This window comes from Dongia mobilis (assembly GCF_004363235.1).
Taxonomy (GTDB): Bacteria; Pseudomonadota; Alphaproteobacteria; order Dongiales; family Dongiaceae; genus Dongia; species Dongia mobilis.
On record NZ_SNYW01000009.1, the window covers coordinates 296,881 to 311,724 of the forward strand.

The 14,844-nt window shown below is 64.0% G+C and carries 12 protein-coding genes; 5 read left to right on the plus strand and 7 right to left on the minus strand.

Annotation, left to right across the window (positions count from 1 at the left end):
* Nucleotides 1-3 precede the first annotated feature (3 nt).
* Nucleotides 4-972, plus strand: a complete 969-nt coding sequence (gene speB / locus A8950_RS12965; RefSeq protein ID WP_133614101.1) for an agmatinase — start codon at nt 4-6, stop codon at nt 970-972.
* A 144-nt stretch (nt 973-1,116) separates the two neighbouring features.
* Here the strand turns inward: speB and A8950_RS12970 are convergent, their stop codons facing one another.
* Together A8950_RS12970 and A8950_RS12975 are read right to left on the minus strand one after the other, a co-directional pair.
* On the minus strand, nt 1,117-1,632 hold the full coding sequence (locus A8950_RS12970) for a c-type cytochrome (RefSeq protein WP_243735629.1): 516 nt from the start codon (nt 1,630-1,632) through the stop codon (nt 1,117-1,119).
* 189 nt (nt 1,633-1,821) lie between these two features.
* On the minus strand, nt 1,822-2,289 hold the full coding sequence (locus tag A8950_RS12975; protein ID WP_133614102.1) for a DUF992 domain-containing protein: 468 nt from the start codon (nt 2,287-2,289) through the stop codon (nt 1,822-1,824).
* 207 nt (nt 2,290-2,496) lie between these two features.
* Here A8950_RS12975 and A8950_RS12980 point away from each other — a divergent pair, with 207 nt between their 5' ends.
* Together A8950_RS12980 and A8950_RS12985 are read left to right on the plus strand one after the other, a co-directional pair.
* Nucleotides 2,497-3,408: a LysR substrate-binding domain-containing protein gene (locus A8950_RS12980; protein WP_166645157.1), complete on the plus strand. Its 912-nt coding sequence runs from the start codon at nt 2,497-2,499 to the stop codon at nt 3,406-3,408.
* A gap of 94 nt (nt 3,409-3,502) precedes the next feature.
* Nucleotides 3,503-4,435: a dimethylarginine dimethylaminohydrolase family protein gene (locus A8950_RS12985; RefSeq protein ID WP_133614104.1), complete on the plus strand. Its 933-nt coding sequence runs from the start codon at nt 3,503-3,505 to the stop codon at nt 4,433-4,435.
* A 111-nt stretch (nt 4,436-4,546) separates the two neighbouring features.
* Here A8950_RS12985 and A8950_RS12990 read toward each other — a convergent pair whose 3' ends face one another.
* The gene (locus A8950_RS12990) at nt 4,547-6,616 is read right to left on the minus strand and encodes an acetate--CoA ligase family protein (protein WP_166645158.1); all 2,070 of its coding nucleotides are present in this window, start codon (nt 6,614-6,616) and stop codon (nt 4,547-4,549) included.
* Between the two features lie 156 nt (nt 6,617-6,772).
* On the minus strand, nt 6,773-7,774 hold the full coding sequence (gene betI, locus A8950_RS12995; protein WP_133614106.1) for a transcriptional regulator BetI: 1,002 nt from the start codon (nt 7,772-7,774) through the stop codon (nt 6,773-6,775).
* Nucleotides 7,775-8,043: 269 nt separating this feature from the next.
* Here betI (A8950_RS12995) and A8950_RS13000 point away from each other — a divergent pair, with 269 nt between their 5' ends.
* Both A8950_RS13000 and A8950_RS13005 read left to right on the plus strand, forming a co-directional pair.
* Entirely contained in the window at nt 8,044-9,417 is a 1,374-nt protein-coding gene (locus A8950_RS13000) for an aspartate aminotransferase family protein (RefSeq protein WP_133614107.1), read from the plus strand.
* A gap of 105 nt (nt 9,418-9,522) precedes the next feature.
* Nucleotides 9,523-10,722, plus strand: a complete 1,200-nt coding sequence (locus A8950_RS13005; protein ID WP_133614108.1) for an adenylate/guanylate cyclase domain-containing protein — start codon at nt 9,523-9,525, stop codon at nt 10,720-10,722.
* Here the strand turns inward: A8950_RS13005 and A8950_RS13010 are convergent.
* From A8950_RS13010 to betI (A8950_RS13020), 3 genes are all read right to left on the minus strand, one after another.
* Nucleotides 10,709-13,144, minus strand: a complete 2,436-nt coding sequence (locus A8950_RS13010) for a mechanosensitive ion channel family protein (RefSeq protein WP_133614109.1) — start codon at nt 13,142-13,144, stop codon at nt 10,709-10,711. The two genes, A8950_RS13005 and A8950_RS13010, sit on opposite strands and share 14 nt — an antisense overlap.
* A 140-nt stretch (nt 13,145-13,284) precedes the next feature.
* A complete protein-coding gene (locus tag A8950_RS13015; protein ID WP_166645159.1) occupies nt 13,285-14,106 on the minus strand; it encodes an SDR family NAD(P)-dependent oxidoreductase in 822 nt (273 codons plus the stop codon).
* Nucleotides 14,090-14,803 carry a transcriptional regulator BetI gene (betI, locus tag A8950_RS13020; protein WP_133614111.1) on the minus strand — a complete coding sequence of 238 codons (714 nt, stop codon included), beginning with the start codon at nt 14,801-14,803 and terminating at the stop codon, nt 14,090-14,092. The genes A8950_RS13015 and betI (A8950_RS13020) overlap by 17 nt, the downstream gene beginning before the upstream one ends.
* Nucleotides 14,804-14,844 lie beyond the last annotated feature (41 nt).

Consider the following 14,844-nt stretch of genomic DNA (forward strand, 5'->3'; position numbering starts at 1 on the left):
ATCATGAACAAGGCACCGCAGGAAAAAGTCCATTACCAGCCGCTGGGCGGCAACCAGATGCCCCGCTTCGGCGGTCACGCCACCATGATGCGCCTGCCGGCGCGCGAGAATGCGGCCGGCCTCGACGCCGCCTTTGTCGGCGTGCCCTTCGACATCGGCACCTCGAACCGCGCGGGGGCGCGTTTCGGCCCGCGCCAGATCCGCGCTGAATCCTGCCTGATCCGCCCCTACAACATGGCGACGCGGGCAGCGCCCTTCGACTCGTTGAGCGTGGCGGATATCGGCGACGTTGCCATCAACACCTTCAACCTGCAGAAGAGCATCGGCATCATCGAAGCCGCCTATGACGAGATCCTCTCTCACGGCTGCATCCCGCTCACCATGGGCGGTGACCATACAATTGCCCTGCCCATCCTGCGTGCCTTGAAAAAGAAGTATGGTCCGGTCGGCATGGTCCATGTCGACGCCCATGCCGACATCAACGACACCATGTTCGGCGAGAAGATCGCCCATGGCACACCGTTCCGCCGAGCGGTCGAGGAAGGCCTGCTGGACGGCAAGCGTGTGGCGCAGATCGGCCTGCGTGCCACCGGCTATGCCGCCGAGGATTTCGACTGGCCACGCGCCCAGGGCTTCCGCGTCGTCCAGGCCGAGGAATGCTGGTACAAATCGCTGACGCCGCTGATGGTCGAGATTCGGCAGCAGCTCGGCGACGGTCCGGTCTATCTCAGCTTCGACATCGACGGTCTCGACCCCTCTTCTGCGCCCGGTACCGGTACGCCGGAAATCGGCGGCCTGACCACCATCCAGGGGATCGAGATCATCCGCGGCTGCCGCGGACTCAATCTGGTGGGTTGCGACCTGGTCGAGGTTTCGCCACCCTATGACCCGACCGGCAACACGGCGCTGCTGGCCGCCAATCTGCTCTACGAGATGCTCTGCGTGCTGCCGGGCGTGAAATACCGGACGTAACGGAACAAGCGCAGAATTCAGAATCCTGGATATTGTCTTCCCCGGGCTTGACCCGGGGATCAGTCCGCAACGAATTGATCTTGGTCAGTCGGCGCAGATGCCCGGGTCAAGCCCGGGCATGACGACAACATCGCGCCGGCCATCTCACTCCGGCATCTTCACCGTCATATAGGGAGCCGGCGCCTTTTCGCCGGGCCCGACCGGGCCGGGCACCTGGTGCTCCACCGGCTCCAGGCTCTTGAGATAGACGGCAAGTGCGCGCGCATCGTCCGGCGTGATGTGACCGTAGGATATCCACGGCATGGCCGGCGCCAGAATGCGGCCGTCCGGGCGTTCTCCCTTGGTGAAGGCAGCAATGATCTCGTCCTCGCTCCAGGAGCCGAGCCCGGACTTTTCGTCCGGCGTCAGATTGGGCGGATAGAAGATCCCCATGCCGGGAATCTCGAAACCGATCATCGAGCCGGAAAGCGGCGTCTTGAGATTGGGTTCCGGGGTGAACGCACCGGTATTGTGGCAGCCGCCGCAATCCATGATGTTGGCAAGGTAGCGCCCGCGCTCCACCTGGTCGTCGGCATTGGCCTTTGCCATTGCGGCGAAGCCGAGGGCGATCGCCCCCAGGGTGGCGGCGATCCGTATCTGCTGGTTGTACATGGTCTTCATGGCTCCGAATTATCGTGGCTCTAAATCGCGGCTGTCTCTACATTGCCGGCCGGCCTGAGCGAAACGTAAGAATTTGCTAATTCACCCGGCGCAGATCTCATGTTGCCCATGCAAAAAGGGCCGCGACATGGTCGCGGCCCCGCGCTTTCGGAATAGATTCCGCCAGCCCTGAATTGCGGCCGACCCGGATCAGATGCCCGGACGCAACGAAATCTGGGCGACACCGGCGGCCACGTTGAGGCCGACATTGCCGGTGACGCTGACCGGCTGCAGTGCGATCTGCTGGTTGCTGCCGCCGACCAGGACATTGGCACCAAGGCCGAGGCCCGCCGCCACATCGGCGGTGGCGCCGCCGTAATTGCCGGCAAGGGCGCCCGGCGCGATGTTGCCCGGCGCGAAAACGGCCCAGATCATGTGCGATTCCGAGGTGAAGCCGATATCGACACCATACTTGTCGATATCGCCGTTATAGACCTCTGCCGTGCCGTCGACGCGGCTGAAGACGCAGTTCATCGACTTCGACGAGCCGAAGATGAAACCGACGCCGCCGGAAACCTTGCAGCTCAGCGACCCCACATTGACGCCCGACGCGGCACCCGCCGGGGCAGCACAAATCATCAGCGCCGCGGCAGCGGCGATCAGGCTACGCGCAATCATGATAGACTCCCATCTGGAATGAATATGAAAGCCCGGCGCCCGTCCGCGTCGGTCGAAGGGGAATTTAGCACTACACCCCGGCCTCGCACAGGCATTCTACACGGGAATCCTGTGACCTGCCTCACAAAGGGCATGATTGCAGACGCAATTCTGGACAGAATTCCGATTTCCCCCCACCATCGGGCCAGGCCGGACACGGACAGCACCTTGCAGAAACGCCATCTACCACCCCTCAACGCGCTCCGCACCTTCGAGGCCGCCGCCCGCCACCTGCATATGGGCCGCGCCGCGGACGAGCTCGGCGTCACCCATGGCGCCGTCTCGAAACAGATCGGCCATCTGGAGGAGCAGCTGGGTGTCGCCCTGTTCCGGCGCAACGGAAACCGGCTCGCCCTGACCGACCAGGGCGCCCGCTTGCTGCGCGCCGCAACCGATGCCTTCGACCAGTTGGGCTATGCCATCGCGCGGATCGAGGGCGATGCGATTGCCGGCGAGTTGCGCGTGGCCGTGCCATCGGCCCTCGCCGAAAAATGGCTTATCCCACGCCTCGCCCGCTTCACCGAAGCGGCACCGGGTCTGCGCCTGTCCTTGCTTTCGGCAAATTCGGGCGACGACGTTCTGGGTGCCCACGGCGTCAATGGTGGCGTCGACCTCGCCATCCGTTTCGGCGAGCCAGTCTGGGCCGATGGCACGGCGCGGCTGCTTTCCCATGTCGGCTCGTTTCCGGTCTGCGCGCCGCCTCTTCTGGAACGGCTGCGCGACCCGGCCGATCTCCTGGCCGAGACACTGCTGCTCGACGACCCGGCGGGCGCCAATTGGCGCCGTTGGCTCGAACGCGCCGGCGTTGCCGGGTTCGAGCAGGCGCGCACCATCTATTTCCAGGATTTCAACCTGCTCCTCGCCGGCGCCCGGCAGGGAATGGGGCTGTGCCTTGCCGACCGCATCACCGCCGGGGCCGATCTCGCCCAGGGCCAGCTCGTCCGCCCCTTCCGGCAATCGATCGAGCATCTCGGCGCCTATTTCATCGTATTGCCGGACCTCGTTACCCCCGCCGCCCGCGCCTTCGCAGACTGGCTGGAGCGGGAAATGGGTGCCGAACAGGCGGCTTCGGTGACCTGAAGTCACCGAAGCTTCGACCAATACTCCATGGGCCGAGGGCCAGCCGGCTGTTATCCTCCCGCCATCCATTCAACCAGTTCCGGGGAAGAGGCAGATGAACAGCAACCAGACCGCGCTCCGCGGCCGCGTCGTCGGCGGCGGCACACCGGTGATGAAAAAGTGGAACCTCACCAACGATTTCGGCGTGCTGAAGGACGTGCTGCTCGGCCCGGCCGAGGGTTTCCGCTGGATGGGGCTGGAGAATGCCGCCTGGTCGGCGCTCGTCCGCGACACCCTCCGCAAGGGCTACAAGTTCGACAAGCAGGTCGCCATGCGCCAGCACCGCGAGATGGTCTCGGCCTATGAGAGTGCTGGGGTCAACTGCCACTTCCTGCCGCTGGACGAGCACAACCCCTATCAGGTCTATGCCCGCGATTCATCGTTCATGACGCCCTATGGCGCCGTCATCTGCCAGATGGCCAATCCGCGCCGGCGCGGCGAATATGCCTCGTGCCTCCGCTTCTACCTCGACAACGAGATCCCGATCTACGACATGGTGAGCTCGGGCAATTTCGAGGGCGGCGATTTCAACGTCATCGCCCACAACACTGCCCTCATCGGCTATACCGACCATCGCTCGGAAGAAATCTCGGCCCGCCAGATCGCCGGCTGGATGAAGGATGAAGGCTGGGAGGTGAAGTTTGCACCGATCGACCAGTTCTACGTCCATATTGACCTCATGGTCTGCATGCTGAACGAGAAGGTGGCGGCCGTCTGCCTCGACACCACCGAGGACGACGTCATCGACTTCCTGAAGGCGAAGAAGATCGAAATCATCCCCGCGACCTTCAAGGAGACGATGGCCCTGGGCTGCAACGTGGTGGCCCTGGGCAAGGACCGCATCCTCTCCACCTCAGGCGCCAAGGACCTGAATGCCAAGCTCCGCGCCAACGGTTTCGAGGTCTACGACCCCGACATGACCATGTTCACCTGGGCCGGCGGCGGCGTCCACTGCATGTGCCAGCCGCTCAACCGCGAGGCAGCGTAAGCAGGCACTTGCGGCAGGCTGTGGATTGCCGGGGCAAGCCCGGCAATGACGAACATATGAATGAGGTCGTCATGCCCGGGCTTGACCCGGGTATCCGCATTTTCCCGCCGGCTACCTCTTCACAGCCAGCGCATCCACCGCGACGGCGCCGCTTTCGTTGACGATGAGCGGGTTGACATCCATCTCGCTCACCAACCCTTCGAGGTCGGCGACCATGACCGAGAAGGCAGCGAAGGCACGCGACAGCGCGTCGATATCCGCCGGCCTGGCGCCGCGTTTGCCGTCGAGCAGGGGTCGCAGCGAGAGTCTGTCGATCTGCCAGCGCGCCTCCTTGGGGCCGAAGGGTGGCAGGGAGAAGCGCCGGTCCTTCATCATCTCGATGAGAACACCGCCGGCGCCGACCATGACGACGGGGCCGAATTGTTCGTCGCGAGTCATGCCGAAGGAAATCTCGATCCCCTTCCCTGCCATCGGCATGACAAGGACCCGTGGCCCCAGGCGATTGGCAAGGTCGGCATAGGCGGCCCTTACCGCCGCCGCATCGGCGAGGCCAAGTTTCACGCCGCCCACGTCGGATTTGTGCAGGATGCCCGGCATCGCTGTCTTGAGGACGATTGGATAACCGGCCTTGTCGGCGGCAGCGATGGCTTCCGCTTCAGTTTCGGCAAAGAAATGTGCCACGACCGGCACGCCGTAATCGGCGAGGAGATCAAGCGCCTCGGCCTCCGAGAGATCGCCGGTTCCGAGGCGCTGCTGCCATTTCGCGCGCAGGCCTTGCGGCGCCGTCGCCGCCGGATCATCAACCAGCGCCGCCCGGTCGCGCTGCGCCATGGCGGCCTTCACTACCCGCAGCATCGAGGCAACGCCGGAGAGCACCGGCACACCGTCATGGGCAAGTCTGGTGGTGAGGTCCAGATTGGCGTTACTGCCGACATTGGTCGTGTAGAAGACGGGCTTGGTCGTGCGTTGCGCGACGCGCCGCAGCACATCGGCATAACTGGCGCTGAGAAAATAGCCGTCGCGCGCCTCGACGCAGAAGCTGGCCAGGGCCGTGTCGGGGTCGTCGACCAGGGCCTGCAGGCAATCCTCGAAGATCGCCTCCCAATCATTGCCGGTACCCCAGGCGTCGAGCGGATTGATCGGCTCCAGCCCATAATCCAGTCGTGACGCCAGCTTCGCTTCGGTCTCCCTTGCGATCTTCGCGAAGGGCACGCCGGTCTCTAGCCCCAGATCCAGCACAAGCTCGCGGAAGCCGCCGGAATCATGGATCGTGGCGATGCCGCCGGGGGCGAGTTTGCGCTCGCCGGAAAAGAGATGCAGCGCATTGACGAGGTCATCCATGTTGGCAACCTCGATCACGCCATAGCGCTCGAACAGGGCCTGATAGGCGGCGTGATTGCCGGCGATTGCGCCGGAATGTGACACGGCAAGAGCTGCACTTTCCGCCGTGCGGCCGACCTTCAGCGCCACGACCGGGATACCCATCCGCTGCGCTTTGGCCAGCGCCGCCTTGAAGCCTTGCGGGTCGCGCACAGTTTCGAGGAACAGCCCAACCACCTTGGTCGCCGGAATGTCGAGCGCGAAGTCGAGGTAGTCGGCGACATTGGTTGCGAGTTCCTGCCCGGCCGAGACGGCGAGGCTGAATCCGAAACGTCGATCAGTGTGGCAGAGCGCCGAAAAGGCGGAACCGGAATGCGTGAGGAAGGCGACATTGCCCTTCCTGATCCAGGCCGGCGGCGGAAAGCCGCAAACGCGCAGGCCAAAATCCATGTGGTAGAAGCCCATGCAATTGCCGCCACAGATCGCGATCCCGTTCGCCTTGGCCTTCGCGGAAAGACGCGCGGTCAGCCTGGGCTCTGCATCGTTCTCGACATAGCCGCTGGCAAAGATAGTGGCGGCGCCGATGCCGCACTGGATCACCTCGTCGAGCGCCGCCTCGAGCCGCGCATTGGCGATCCCCAGCACGGCAAGGTCGACCACCTCCGGCAGGGCCCTGAGCGACTTGTAGCATTTCTGGCCGTCGATCTCGTCATATCCCGGATTGACGAAATAGACCCTCGACGGTGTCCCCGGCATCGCGGTCGAGGTGATCATGCCGCGCCCGACGCTGCCTTCCTTGGGGCTGGCTCCCACCAGGGCAACGCTCTTCGGCCGCAGCAGCCGGTCAAGTTTGTGGGCCACCGGAATTCCCTTCTCGCACGTCATCCTGCGCGCCGGAGAATTCCCGACTTGCTTTCGGCTTGTCCAGACGAAACGCGCGAGAAACCATCCTTTCAGCCCGCCAATCTTGTTGGAGCGGCATGATCTGGATGAATGCCCCCGCTTTCCTTGCGAAAACTACGCGTCCTTCTTGCCCGCGAGCGCCGCCAGGGCGGCACGCTCGCGGATGGCCTGTTCCTGGGCGCTTGCCAGCCGGGCTTCGAAATGGCGTTGCGCTTCCTCGTGCATGGGGCCGTAGATGTCGAACCAGAGCTGGGCGTCGGTGGCGACGATGAGGCGCCCCATCTGCCAGGAATTGGGTTCGGCGCGACCGTCGAGCCAGCTTTCCAGGATCTTCACCGAGACACCGGTACTGGCGGCCAGCACCTCGCGGCGCAATTGGCCGACCGGTTCCAGCCGCTTGCGCAGGGCGGCGGCAATGCGTGCGCGATGTGCCTGGCGCCCCTGCGCCTCCTGATCGAGCGCCACGACAACGGCATTATCGTTGTCGCCCTTCGCCTTTCTGCTGCCGCCGGAGAAATGCGCCGGAAAGACCGAGGCGAGATAGAGCCGGCAGATGCGTTTGGCTTCCTGGCGGTTGAAGGTCTTCGGCTCCATCAGGCAGTCGAACCACATGCCATCGATCATGGCGTTGAGGCCGATGGCGACGTCGCGTGCATTCACATCGCCATAGCCGCCTTCCTGGATGATGCGCTGGCACAGCGTCTCGGTTTGGGCGAGGTAATCCTGCTCCAGGTTGTTGACCACGTCGTGATAGCTGGCATTGCTGCGCGCCTCGGCCCAGAAGGCGTACCAGATCGAGACCTTCTCAACGTTGCAGACGGTGGGATGAAAGTCGGCCTCGATCATCGCCTCGAGGCCCGCCGCCGGCGAGACCTTGCCCTTGTTGATCGCCGCCTGCCAGAAGGCCGAATACTCCTCGGCGATCTGCTCCAGCGTGGCGATCAGCAGCTGTTCCTTCGACTTGAAGTAGAAATTGACGATACCGGGCGAGAGACCGGCCTCGGATGCCACATGGGTCAGCGTGGCACTCGCATAGCCGACGCGTCCGATGGCGCGGATGGTGGCATCGATCAACTGCTTGCGGCGAACTTCCTTGGCCGCTTCGGCCTTGGCCATCGGCAATGCCTCCCTTCAGGCGATCGGTAATTAAATTAGGCAAACCCCGTGAATCGATCCCACCCCGAATCGATTAAGTGCATGATATCTCTCAATTTGCTGCACCCGCAATATTAAATACTCATTCAGCGATCTTGAGCATTCCCCAACCTCATGATAGATTTTTTATACAAACATTCAATGACCGGACGGTGACGAGCTGGGAATCGGCATCCAACCGGAGCGCGGGAGAAGCCCGCAATTCATTGTATTCATGGAGATTTTTCATCATGTCGACGATCAAGACCGAGCGCCGGAATCTGGACAAGAGCCGGGCGCACTTCCAGGAAGCGGTCAAGCACATGCCCTTGGGCGTCAGCTCCAATTTCCGCTATTGGGGCGACGACAACACCATCTTCGTCAAGCGCGGCAAGGGTGCGCGCCTCTGGGACATCGATGGCAACGAATACATCGACTATCGCCTCGGCTATGGCCCGGCGATCCTCGGTCACTGCCATGACACGGTCGATGCCGCCGCGCGCGAGGCGCAGCCGGTCGGCACGGTCTATGCGCTCGGCACCGAGAAGGAAGTCACCGTCGCCAAGCTGATCAAGGAGATGATGCCGGCGGCCGATCTGGTGCGCTTCTCCAATTCCGGCACCGAGGCGGTGATGGCGGCGCTGCGCCTTGCCCGCGGCTATACCGGCAAGGACAATTACGTCACCTTCGAGGGCTCCTATCACGGCCTGTTCGACGCCACCATGTGGACCGCGGACCCGGATGACATGAAGGACCAGTCCAAGGATCCGCGCGTCATCACCTATGGCCAGGGCATCCCGCAGCTGGTGCGCCAGCTGTTCTGGCAGGTGCCGTACAACGACGCGCAGCGCCTCGAGGACGTGCTGAAGAAGAACCACGACACCATCGCCGCCGTCCTCATCGAGCCGATCCTCGGCAATTGCTGCGGCATCCCCTCGAAGCCGGAATTCATCAAGGCGGTGCGCGAACTGTGCACCAAATACAATGTCCTGATGATCGTCGACGAAGTGAAGACCGGCTTCCGCGTCGCCAAGGGCGGCGCGCAGGAACTCTACGGTATCCAGGCCGACATCTTCACCGTCGCCAAGGCGATGGCCAATGGCTATCCGATCTCGGCGATCGGCGGCCGCGAGGAGATCATGCGCAAGTATGGCAAGGGTGTCGCTCATGGCGGCACCTACACCGCCCAGGCGATGAGCCTCGCCGCCGCCGAGGCGACGCTCACCATCCTCAAGGATACCGACGCGCTGAAGAACATCGCCGCCTATGGCCAGGCCATGCAGGACGGCATGCGCAAGGTTCTCTCCAAGCGCGGTATTCCCCACAGCTTTACCGGCCATCAGTCGATGTCGGGCCTGTTCTTCTCGGCCGAGGCGCCGACCACCTATCGCAACTGGAAGCTCTCGGACTACACCTTCTACGACACCATGGCCGGCTATCTCATCGACATGGGCGTCATGTGCGAACCCGACAGCCGCGAGCCTTGGTTCATCTCGGCCGGCCACGACAAGGCCTGCCTCGACGAGACCCTCGCCAAGTTCGAAGAGGCGGTCGACCTCACCCTTGACGAACTGGCCAGGGGCCGCGCCGAGGAAGCCAAGCTGATGCCCGGCATCAGCGGGTAAACCGGACTACAGTACCGCGCTGAACGGCGCCGTGCCCAACAGGGTGCGGCGCCGTTTCTCTTGACCGTCTTGCCAAAGCCCGGCCAGCCCAGCAGGATCTGGCCCATGTCCGACCATGCCCCGGCCCAACCGCTCGACGATCTCCCGCACTGGCTGGCGGAGGCCGGTCTTGCCGGCATGCCGGTCGAGGCGATCCTGGCCGGCTTCGTGCGGCAGCTCAATGCCCATGACTTCCATGTCGGCCGCGTCTATCTCGGTGTTCGGCTGCTCAATCCGCTGATCCGGGCAGAAGGATATATCTACGAACGCCAGGCGGATCTGGTGACGCGGGAAACATACCAGCACGCCGCCATGCCGGCGGATTATCAGCGCTCGCCGATCCATTACATGATCACCCACAACGAGTACCAGCTGTTCAGGCCGCTTAGCGGACCTCAGGCGATGCTCGATTTCGACATCCTCCGCGACCTTGCGGCACGGGGCTACAGCGCCTGGAGCGCGCGCCTCATCCCCTTCGCGCTGCTCGAATCGGCACAGCACCCGGCGGAACCCCTCGGCTTCATCATCACCGCCTGCTGCGACCATGCGGCGGGCTGGACGCCGGCGCACAAGCAGGCTTTCGACCGGTTGCTGCCGCATCTTTCCGCCGCGATCCAGGGGCGCGTCTTCGCCACCCTCGCCCAGGACCTGCTCACCACCTATCTCGGCGGCGACGCGGCGCGGCGCGTACTGGGCGGCACGACGACGCGCGGCGACCTGCGCGCCATCCGTGCTGCCATCCTCTATGCCGATCTGCGCGGCTTTACCGCGCTTGCCGAAACGCTGCCGCCCGAGAACCTGCTCGCCTCGCTCGATCGCCATTTCGACCGGCTGGTCGCCCCGATCGAGGCGCATGGCGGCCAGGTGCTGAAATTCATGGGCGACGGGCTGCTCGCCGTTTTCCCGGTCGAGGGCAGTTCGGAAGCCTCCGCCTGCGCCGGCGCCCTGGCCGCCGCCCGGGATGCGCTGGCCGCCAATGTGCAGCTGCGGGAGACGGCGCCCGACGCCATGGCGCTCGATCTCGCCCTGCATCTCGGCGACGTGCATTACGGCAATGTCGGCGGTGTCGGCCGGCTCGATTTCACCGTCATCGGCCCGGCGGTGAATGCCGCCGCGCGCATGGAACAGAAATGCCAGGAGATCGGCACACCGCTGCTGCTCTCGGATGCCATCGCCGCACGCCTGGACGGATCGCAGCTGCGCTCCCTCGGCTGCCACGCCCTGCGCGGCATTGCCGGCACCCGCGAGTTGTTCACGCTTCGCTGAGCGGCGGTTCCGCCCCGGGGGACAGCGCATCCGACGGCGCGGCGTCGTCCCGCCCCTTCTTCGGCTGCACGATATGCATGGTCCGCTGCGGAAACGGAATCTCGATGCCGGCGGCGTCGAACGCTTCCTTGAGGCGCCAGTTGAAGGTGCGCCCCACTTCCCATTGCCGGATCGGCTTGGTCTTGATGCGCGCCTTGATGATGACGGCGGAATCGGCAAAGCGATCGACACCCAGGATCTCGATCGGCTCCAGAATGTCGCGCGACAGCCTGGGGTCCTTCCGGAGGTCGGCCGCGACCGCCTGGATCACCTCCATCACCTGCCGGATGTCCTGGTCATAGGCGATCGAGATGTCGAACACGGCATAGGAGAAGTCGCGGGTCATGTTCATCACCTTGGTGATGGCGCTGAACGGCACGGTATGCACCGTGCCGGCCTGATCACGCAAGCGCACGGTACGAATGGTCATGCTCTCGACCACGCCGCTATTGCCTTCCAGATCGACCACATCGCCAACCGCAATGGTGTCCTCGACCAGGATGAAGATGCCGGTGATGATATCCTTGACCAGGGTCTGGGCGCCGAAGCCAACCGCCAGACCGACGACGCCGGCGGCTGCCAGAAGGGGCCCGATCTCGATGCCGATCTCCCCCAGGATCAGCAGGGTGATGATGGTCCCCAGCGTCACGCGCACGACATTCCTGAGCAGGGGCAGCAGGGTGCGCGCGCGCGACCGGCGTGAGAGATCCGAATAATCGGCGCTGCGCTTCTGCAAGTGGCTTTCCACCGCAATGCTGAACAGCTCCGACAGCACGATTCCGCCAATCACGAACAGCCCGATCGTCATCACGCTGCCGACGATCCTCTGCCCGATCGGCGCGGTGAGCCAGGCCAGGAAATCGACCCCCCAAATCTGCAGCAGGAGGATGGCGACAAGGACCGTCAGCAATGCGACCACGGCACGCCGAAGAATGTCCAGATAGATCTGCACCCGGTGCCAGGGTCCGCTATGCCACCAGCCCAGGCGGCCCTCATCGGCAAAATATCGCTTGAAGGCCCGCTTGATCAGGCGAACGACCACCCGCAGGAGAATGATAAGCAGGATACTGAGAATTGCCCCCCTGAGCGCAAAGAGAAGCAGTGCAACCGGCGCCATCATCCAGAGCAGGTAGAAACCAAGCACGCCCAGGGTGGCGAAGCTCGACCAGTTGCGCCGCAGCGAGTTCTCGGCCTTGGCCAGGGATCGTGTCGCCAGGGCGGCGGCTGCATTGTCGGCCCCGGCGGCAAGGGCCTCGATTTCCTGTGCCGCCTGCACCTGATCGTGCAGGGCCAGGATGCGGCGCAGCCGGTAAATCGTGTAGAGCGCGATCACGATCGTCACAAACCCGACGATATGCACCAGCAGGCGAATGAGCGCCTCGTCGACGCCCATCGCCCCGGCCAGTTCGATCATCATCACGCCGTAACTCAGGGTGATGGCAAGATGGAGGACCGACGCGCGCAGGAAGTTCGCCGCCTCGTCGGTGAACCAGTCGGGCATGATGCGCCCGCGTGCAGCCGCGATATCGAGCCCGCCGACCGCCATGATCAGCAGCACCGCCGTCTGCGCATTGATCAGGGCCATAGCGACGATACTTGGCGTGGCGCCCAGATCGAAGGCAATCACCAATGCATAGCCGGTCAAGCCGAACAATACTGCCGGCAGCAGTTTCAGCACCACGCCAAGCGCGCTGCGCCAGACCAGGCGCGTGACCGTACGCGCATGACCCAGCAGGCGTTGCACCGGCCGCCGCAGCAGAAAATGGGCAAATGCCCCGACCAAGCTGGCGCCCACCAGGATGACCAGCAACTCCCAGGAAAGCGAGGCCCAGAAGGCACGGAATTTCGGACTATGGGCGATCTGGTCGAGTTGCCCGATCTCGTCGGCAAGCCCCCCCACCCAACGCCATGATTCTTCGAGATTGGAGCGGATCTCGCCCACCATGCCGTCGAGCGCCACCAATGTGCCGCTACCTGGCAGAGGGACGCTCTCGCCGGATGGCGCCACCGTCTGACCGGTCCAGCCGGAAAGTTTCTCGGCCAATGTCTCGTCAGCACTGGCCGGCTGTTCCTCCGGTGGCGCCGAATTGCCCGAACCGGATGCGCTCTGTTCCAGTTCCTGGGCGGCCTTCAACAACTCGAGCTGCCGCAGCAGAAGTTCTCGCTTCTCCGGATCCTTCAGCGAATCAATCAGCTGCTGGGTATCGGCGGCAGGGTCCTGCGCCGGCGCTTCCGCGGTCCCCGTGTCGACAGGCGTCATTCCGGGAATGGTCTGGGCCGTCGCTGGCGCGGCTCCGAGCATGGGCATGCCCAGGCCGGAAAGCATCAGGAGGACGGCACTGATCAGGATGACGGCCGGTCGGCGCGGATTTGGGGCGTGCATTCTGACAACGGCTCCGGAGATCTATTGCGACCCGTTGTTTTAGCCAATCTCGGCAGCAAATGTCGAATTCTGCGGTCCCGCCAGTAACCAGATTGCCCAACGCCAAATCTGGATGAGGGTTCCAGCCGGCAGCGCCGCGCCTACGCATCCGCCGCCGGTATCGTGCCCGGAAACAGTTTCCACGCCCCGGCGGCGTCGAGATAGGGCAAGGATGGATAATCCGTGATCGTCAGGCCGCCATCCACCACCAACACCGACCCGGTCACGAAGGACGCGTCATCGGACGCCAGGAAGATGACCGCCCGCGCGATTTCGTCGGGTGTTCCCATGCGGCCCAGCAGCGAGGCCCCCTTTTCCCACTCGGCCGGGGCACCGCTGCCACCCGTGGTCTCGGTCCTGATCCAACCCGGCGAAACGGCGTTGGCCCGGATGCCATGCGGCGCGCCTTCCGTCGCCTGGGCCCGTGTCAGGGATTCCAGTGCCGCCTTGGCCACACCATAGCTGCCCCAATTGCCGTGGAAGGTCGCGGTCGAGGAAATGTTGACGATGGCACCGCCACCGGCCGCACGCAGCGCCGGCATGGCATAGGCGGCGACGAAATAGGCCGAATGCAGGTTGGCCGCCAGGATCTTGTTGAGGCGTTCGCCGGGCCTGTCATCCTTCTCGACGCCGCAGCGCCGGGCGCCGGCGCCGGCATTGTTGACCACGACATCCAGACGCCCGAACCTGGCGACCACCTCTGCGACCAGCGCTTCTGCCTCGGTCTCGACACCGACGTCGCGGCGCAGGAAGACGGCCTCGATGCCGTCGCCGCCGAGGTTTTGTGCGGCACTCCTGCCCTTCTCCGGATCGCGCCCGGCGATTGCAAGGCGGGCACCTTCGCGCCCCGCGCGGTGCGCGATGCCAAAGCCGATTCCGGTCGTCCCGCCGGTGACCAGGACCACCTTATCCTTCAGCCTCATCCCTGCCCTCCCCCACCATGGCGCCGATACCGACATCCTCTTCCACGAACGCACCCTCCCGCTCGCGCTGGAACGATTTCAGCTCGCGCTTGTACTGGTGATAGTAAAGGACCGTGCTGACGAACGAAATGCAGGTCGCGATGGCATCCTTGGCCTTGAACTTCTTCGGATAAAGCAGCGCCTGCAGCCAGAACCCGTCAATCATGGCCGAGAGGGCGGAGGTCACGTTGCGCGCCGCCCAATCGGGATGGGCGTGGAATTCCATCAGGTAATACATCTGGAACTCCAGCCGCTGCACATAGCGCCGCTCGACCGCCGTCGCCGCCTCGCGGAACTTGTCCCGCAATCCGGGGTCGGACCAGAAGGCGAACCAGACATTCAGCCGCTCGTTGTTGAAGACGTCGCGGTCGAAATAGGTCGCGATCATGGTTTTCAGGAGCGGCCATGGGGCCTGTTCCGATTCCGCGATGCGGGCGTCCCAGACCTGCTGATACTCATCCTCCAGATGCCGGAAGACGGCCTCGAACAGCTTGTCCTTGCTTTCGAAGTGAAAATTCATCAGGCCGACCGAGACGCCGGCCGCCTTGGCGACCCGGCTGACCGTTGTACCGTGATAGCCGTGCTGTGCGATCACCTTGATCGTCGCTTCGATCAGCTCCCGGCGGCGGTTGCTGCGGATCGGCGCGTTTCTCGCCATGGCGCGGCTGCACCTGCCCTAGACGCCATGACCCGCAAAAG

Excerpts from the sequence above, each read along its gene's own strand:
- speB (WP_133614101.1), top strand. The coding sequence starts at position 4 with ATGAACAAGGCACCGCAGGAAAAAGTCCATTACCAGCCGCTGGGCGGC.
- A8950_RS12970 (WP_243735629.1), bottom strand. The coding sequence starts at position 1,632 with ATGAAGACCATGTACAACCAGCAGATACGGATCGCCGCCACCCTGGGG.
- A8950_RS12975 (WP_133614102.1), bottom strand. The coding sequence starts at position 2,289 with ATGATTGCGCGTAGCCTGATCGCCGCTGCCGCGGCGCTGATGATTTGT.
- A8950_RS12985 (WP_133614104.1), top strand. The coding sequence starts at position 3,503 with ATGAACAGCAACCAGACCGCGCTCCGCGGCCGCGTCGTCGGCGGCGGC.
- betI (WP_133614106.1), bottom strand. The coding sequence starts at position 7,774 with ATGGCCAAGGCCGAAGCGGCCAAGGAAGTTCGCCGCAAGCAGTTGATC.
- A8950_RS13000 (WP_133614107.1), top strand. The coding sequence starts at position 8,044 with ATGTCGACGATCAAGACCGAGCGCCGGAATCTGGACAAGAGCCGGGCG.
- A8950_RS13005 (WP_133614108.1), top strand. The coding sequence starts at position 9,523 with ATGTCCGACCATGCCCCGGCCCAACCGCTCGACGATCTCCCGCACTGG.
- A8950_RS13010 (WP_133614109.1), bottom strand. The coding sequence starts at position 13,144 with ATGCACGCCCCAAATCCGCGCCGACCGGCCGTCATCCTGATCAGTGCC.
- A8950_RS13015 (WP_166645159.1), bottom strand. The coding sequence starts at position 14,106 with ATGAGGCTGAAGGATAAGGTGGTCCTGGTCACCGGCGGGACGACCGGA.
- betI (WP_133614111.1), bottom strand. The coding sequence starts at position 14,803 with ATGGCGAGAAACGCGCCGATCCGCAGCAACCGCCGCCGGGAGCTGATC.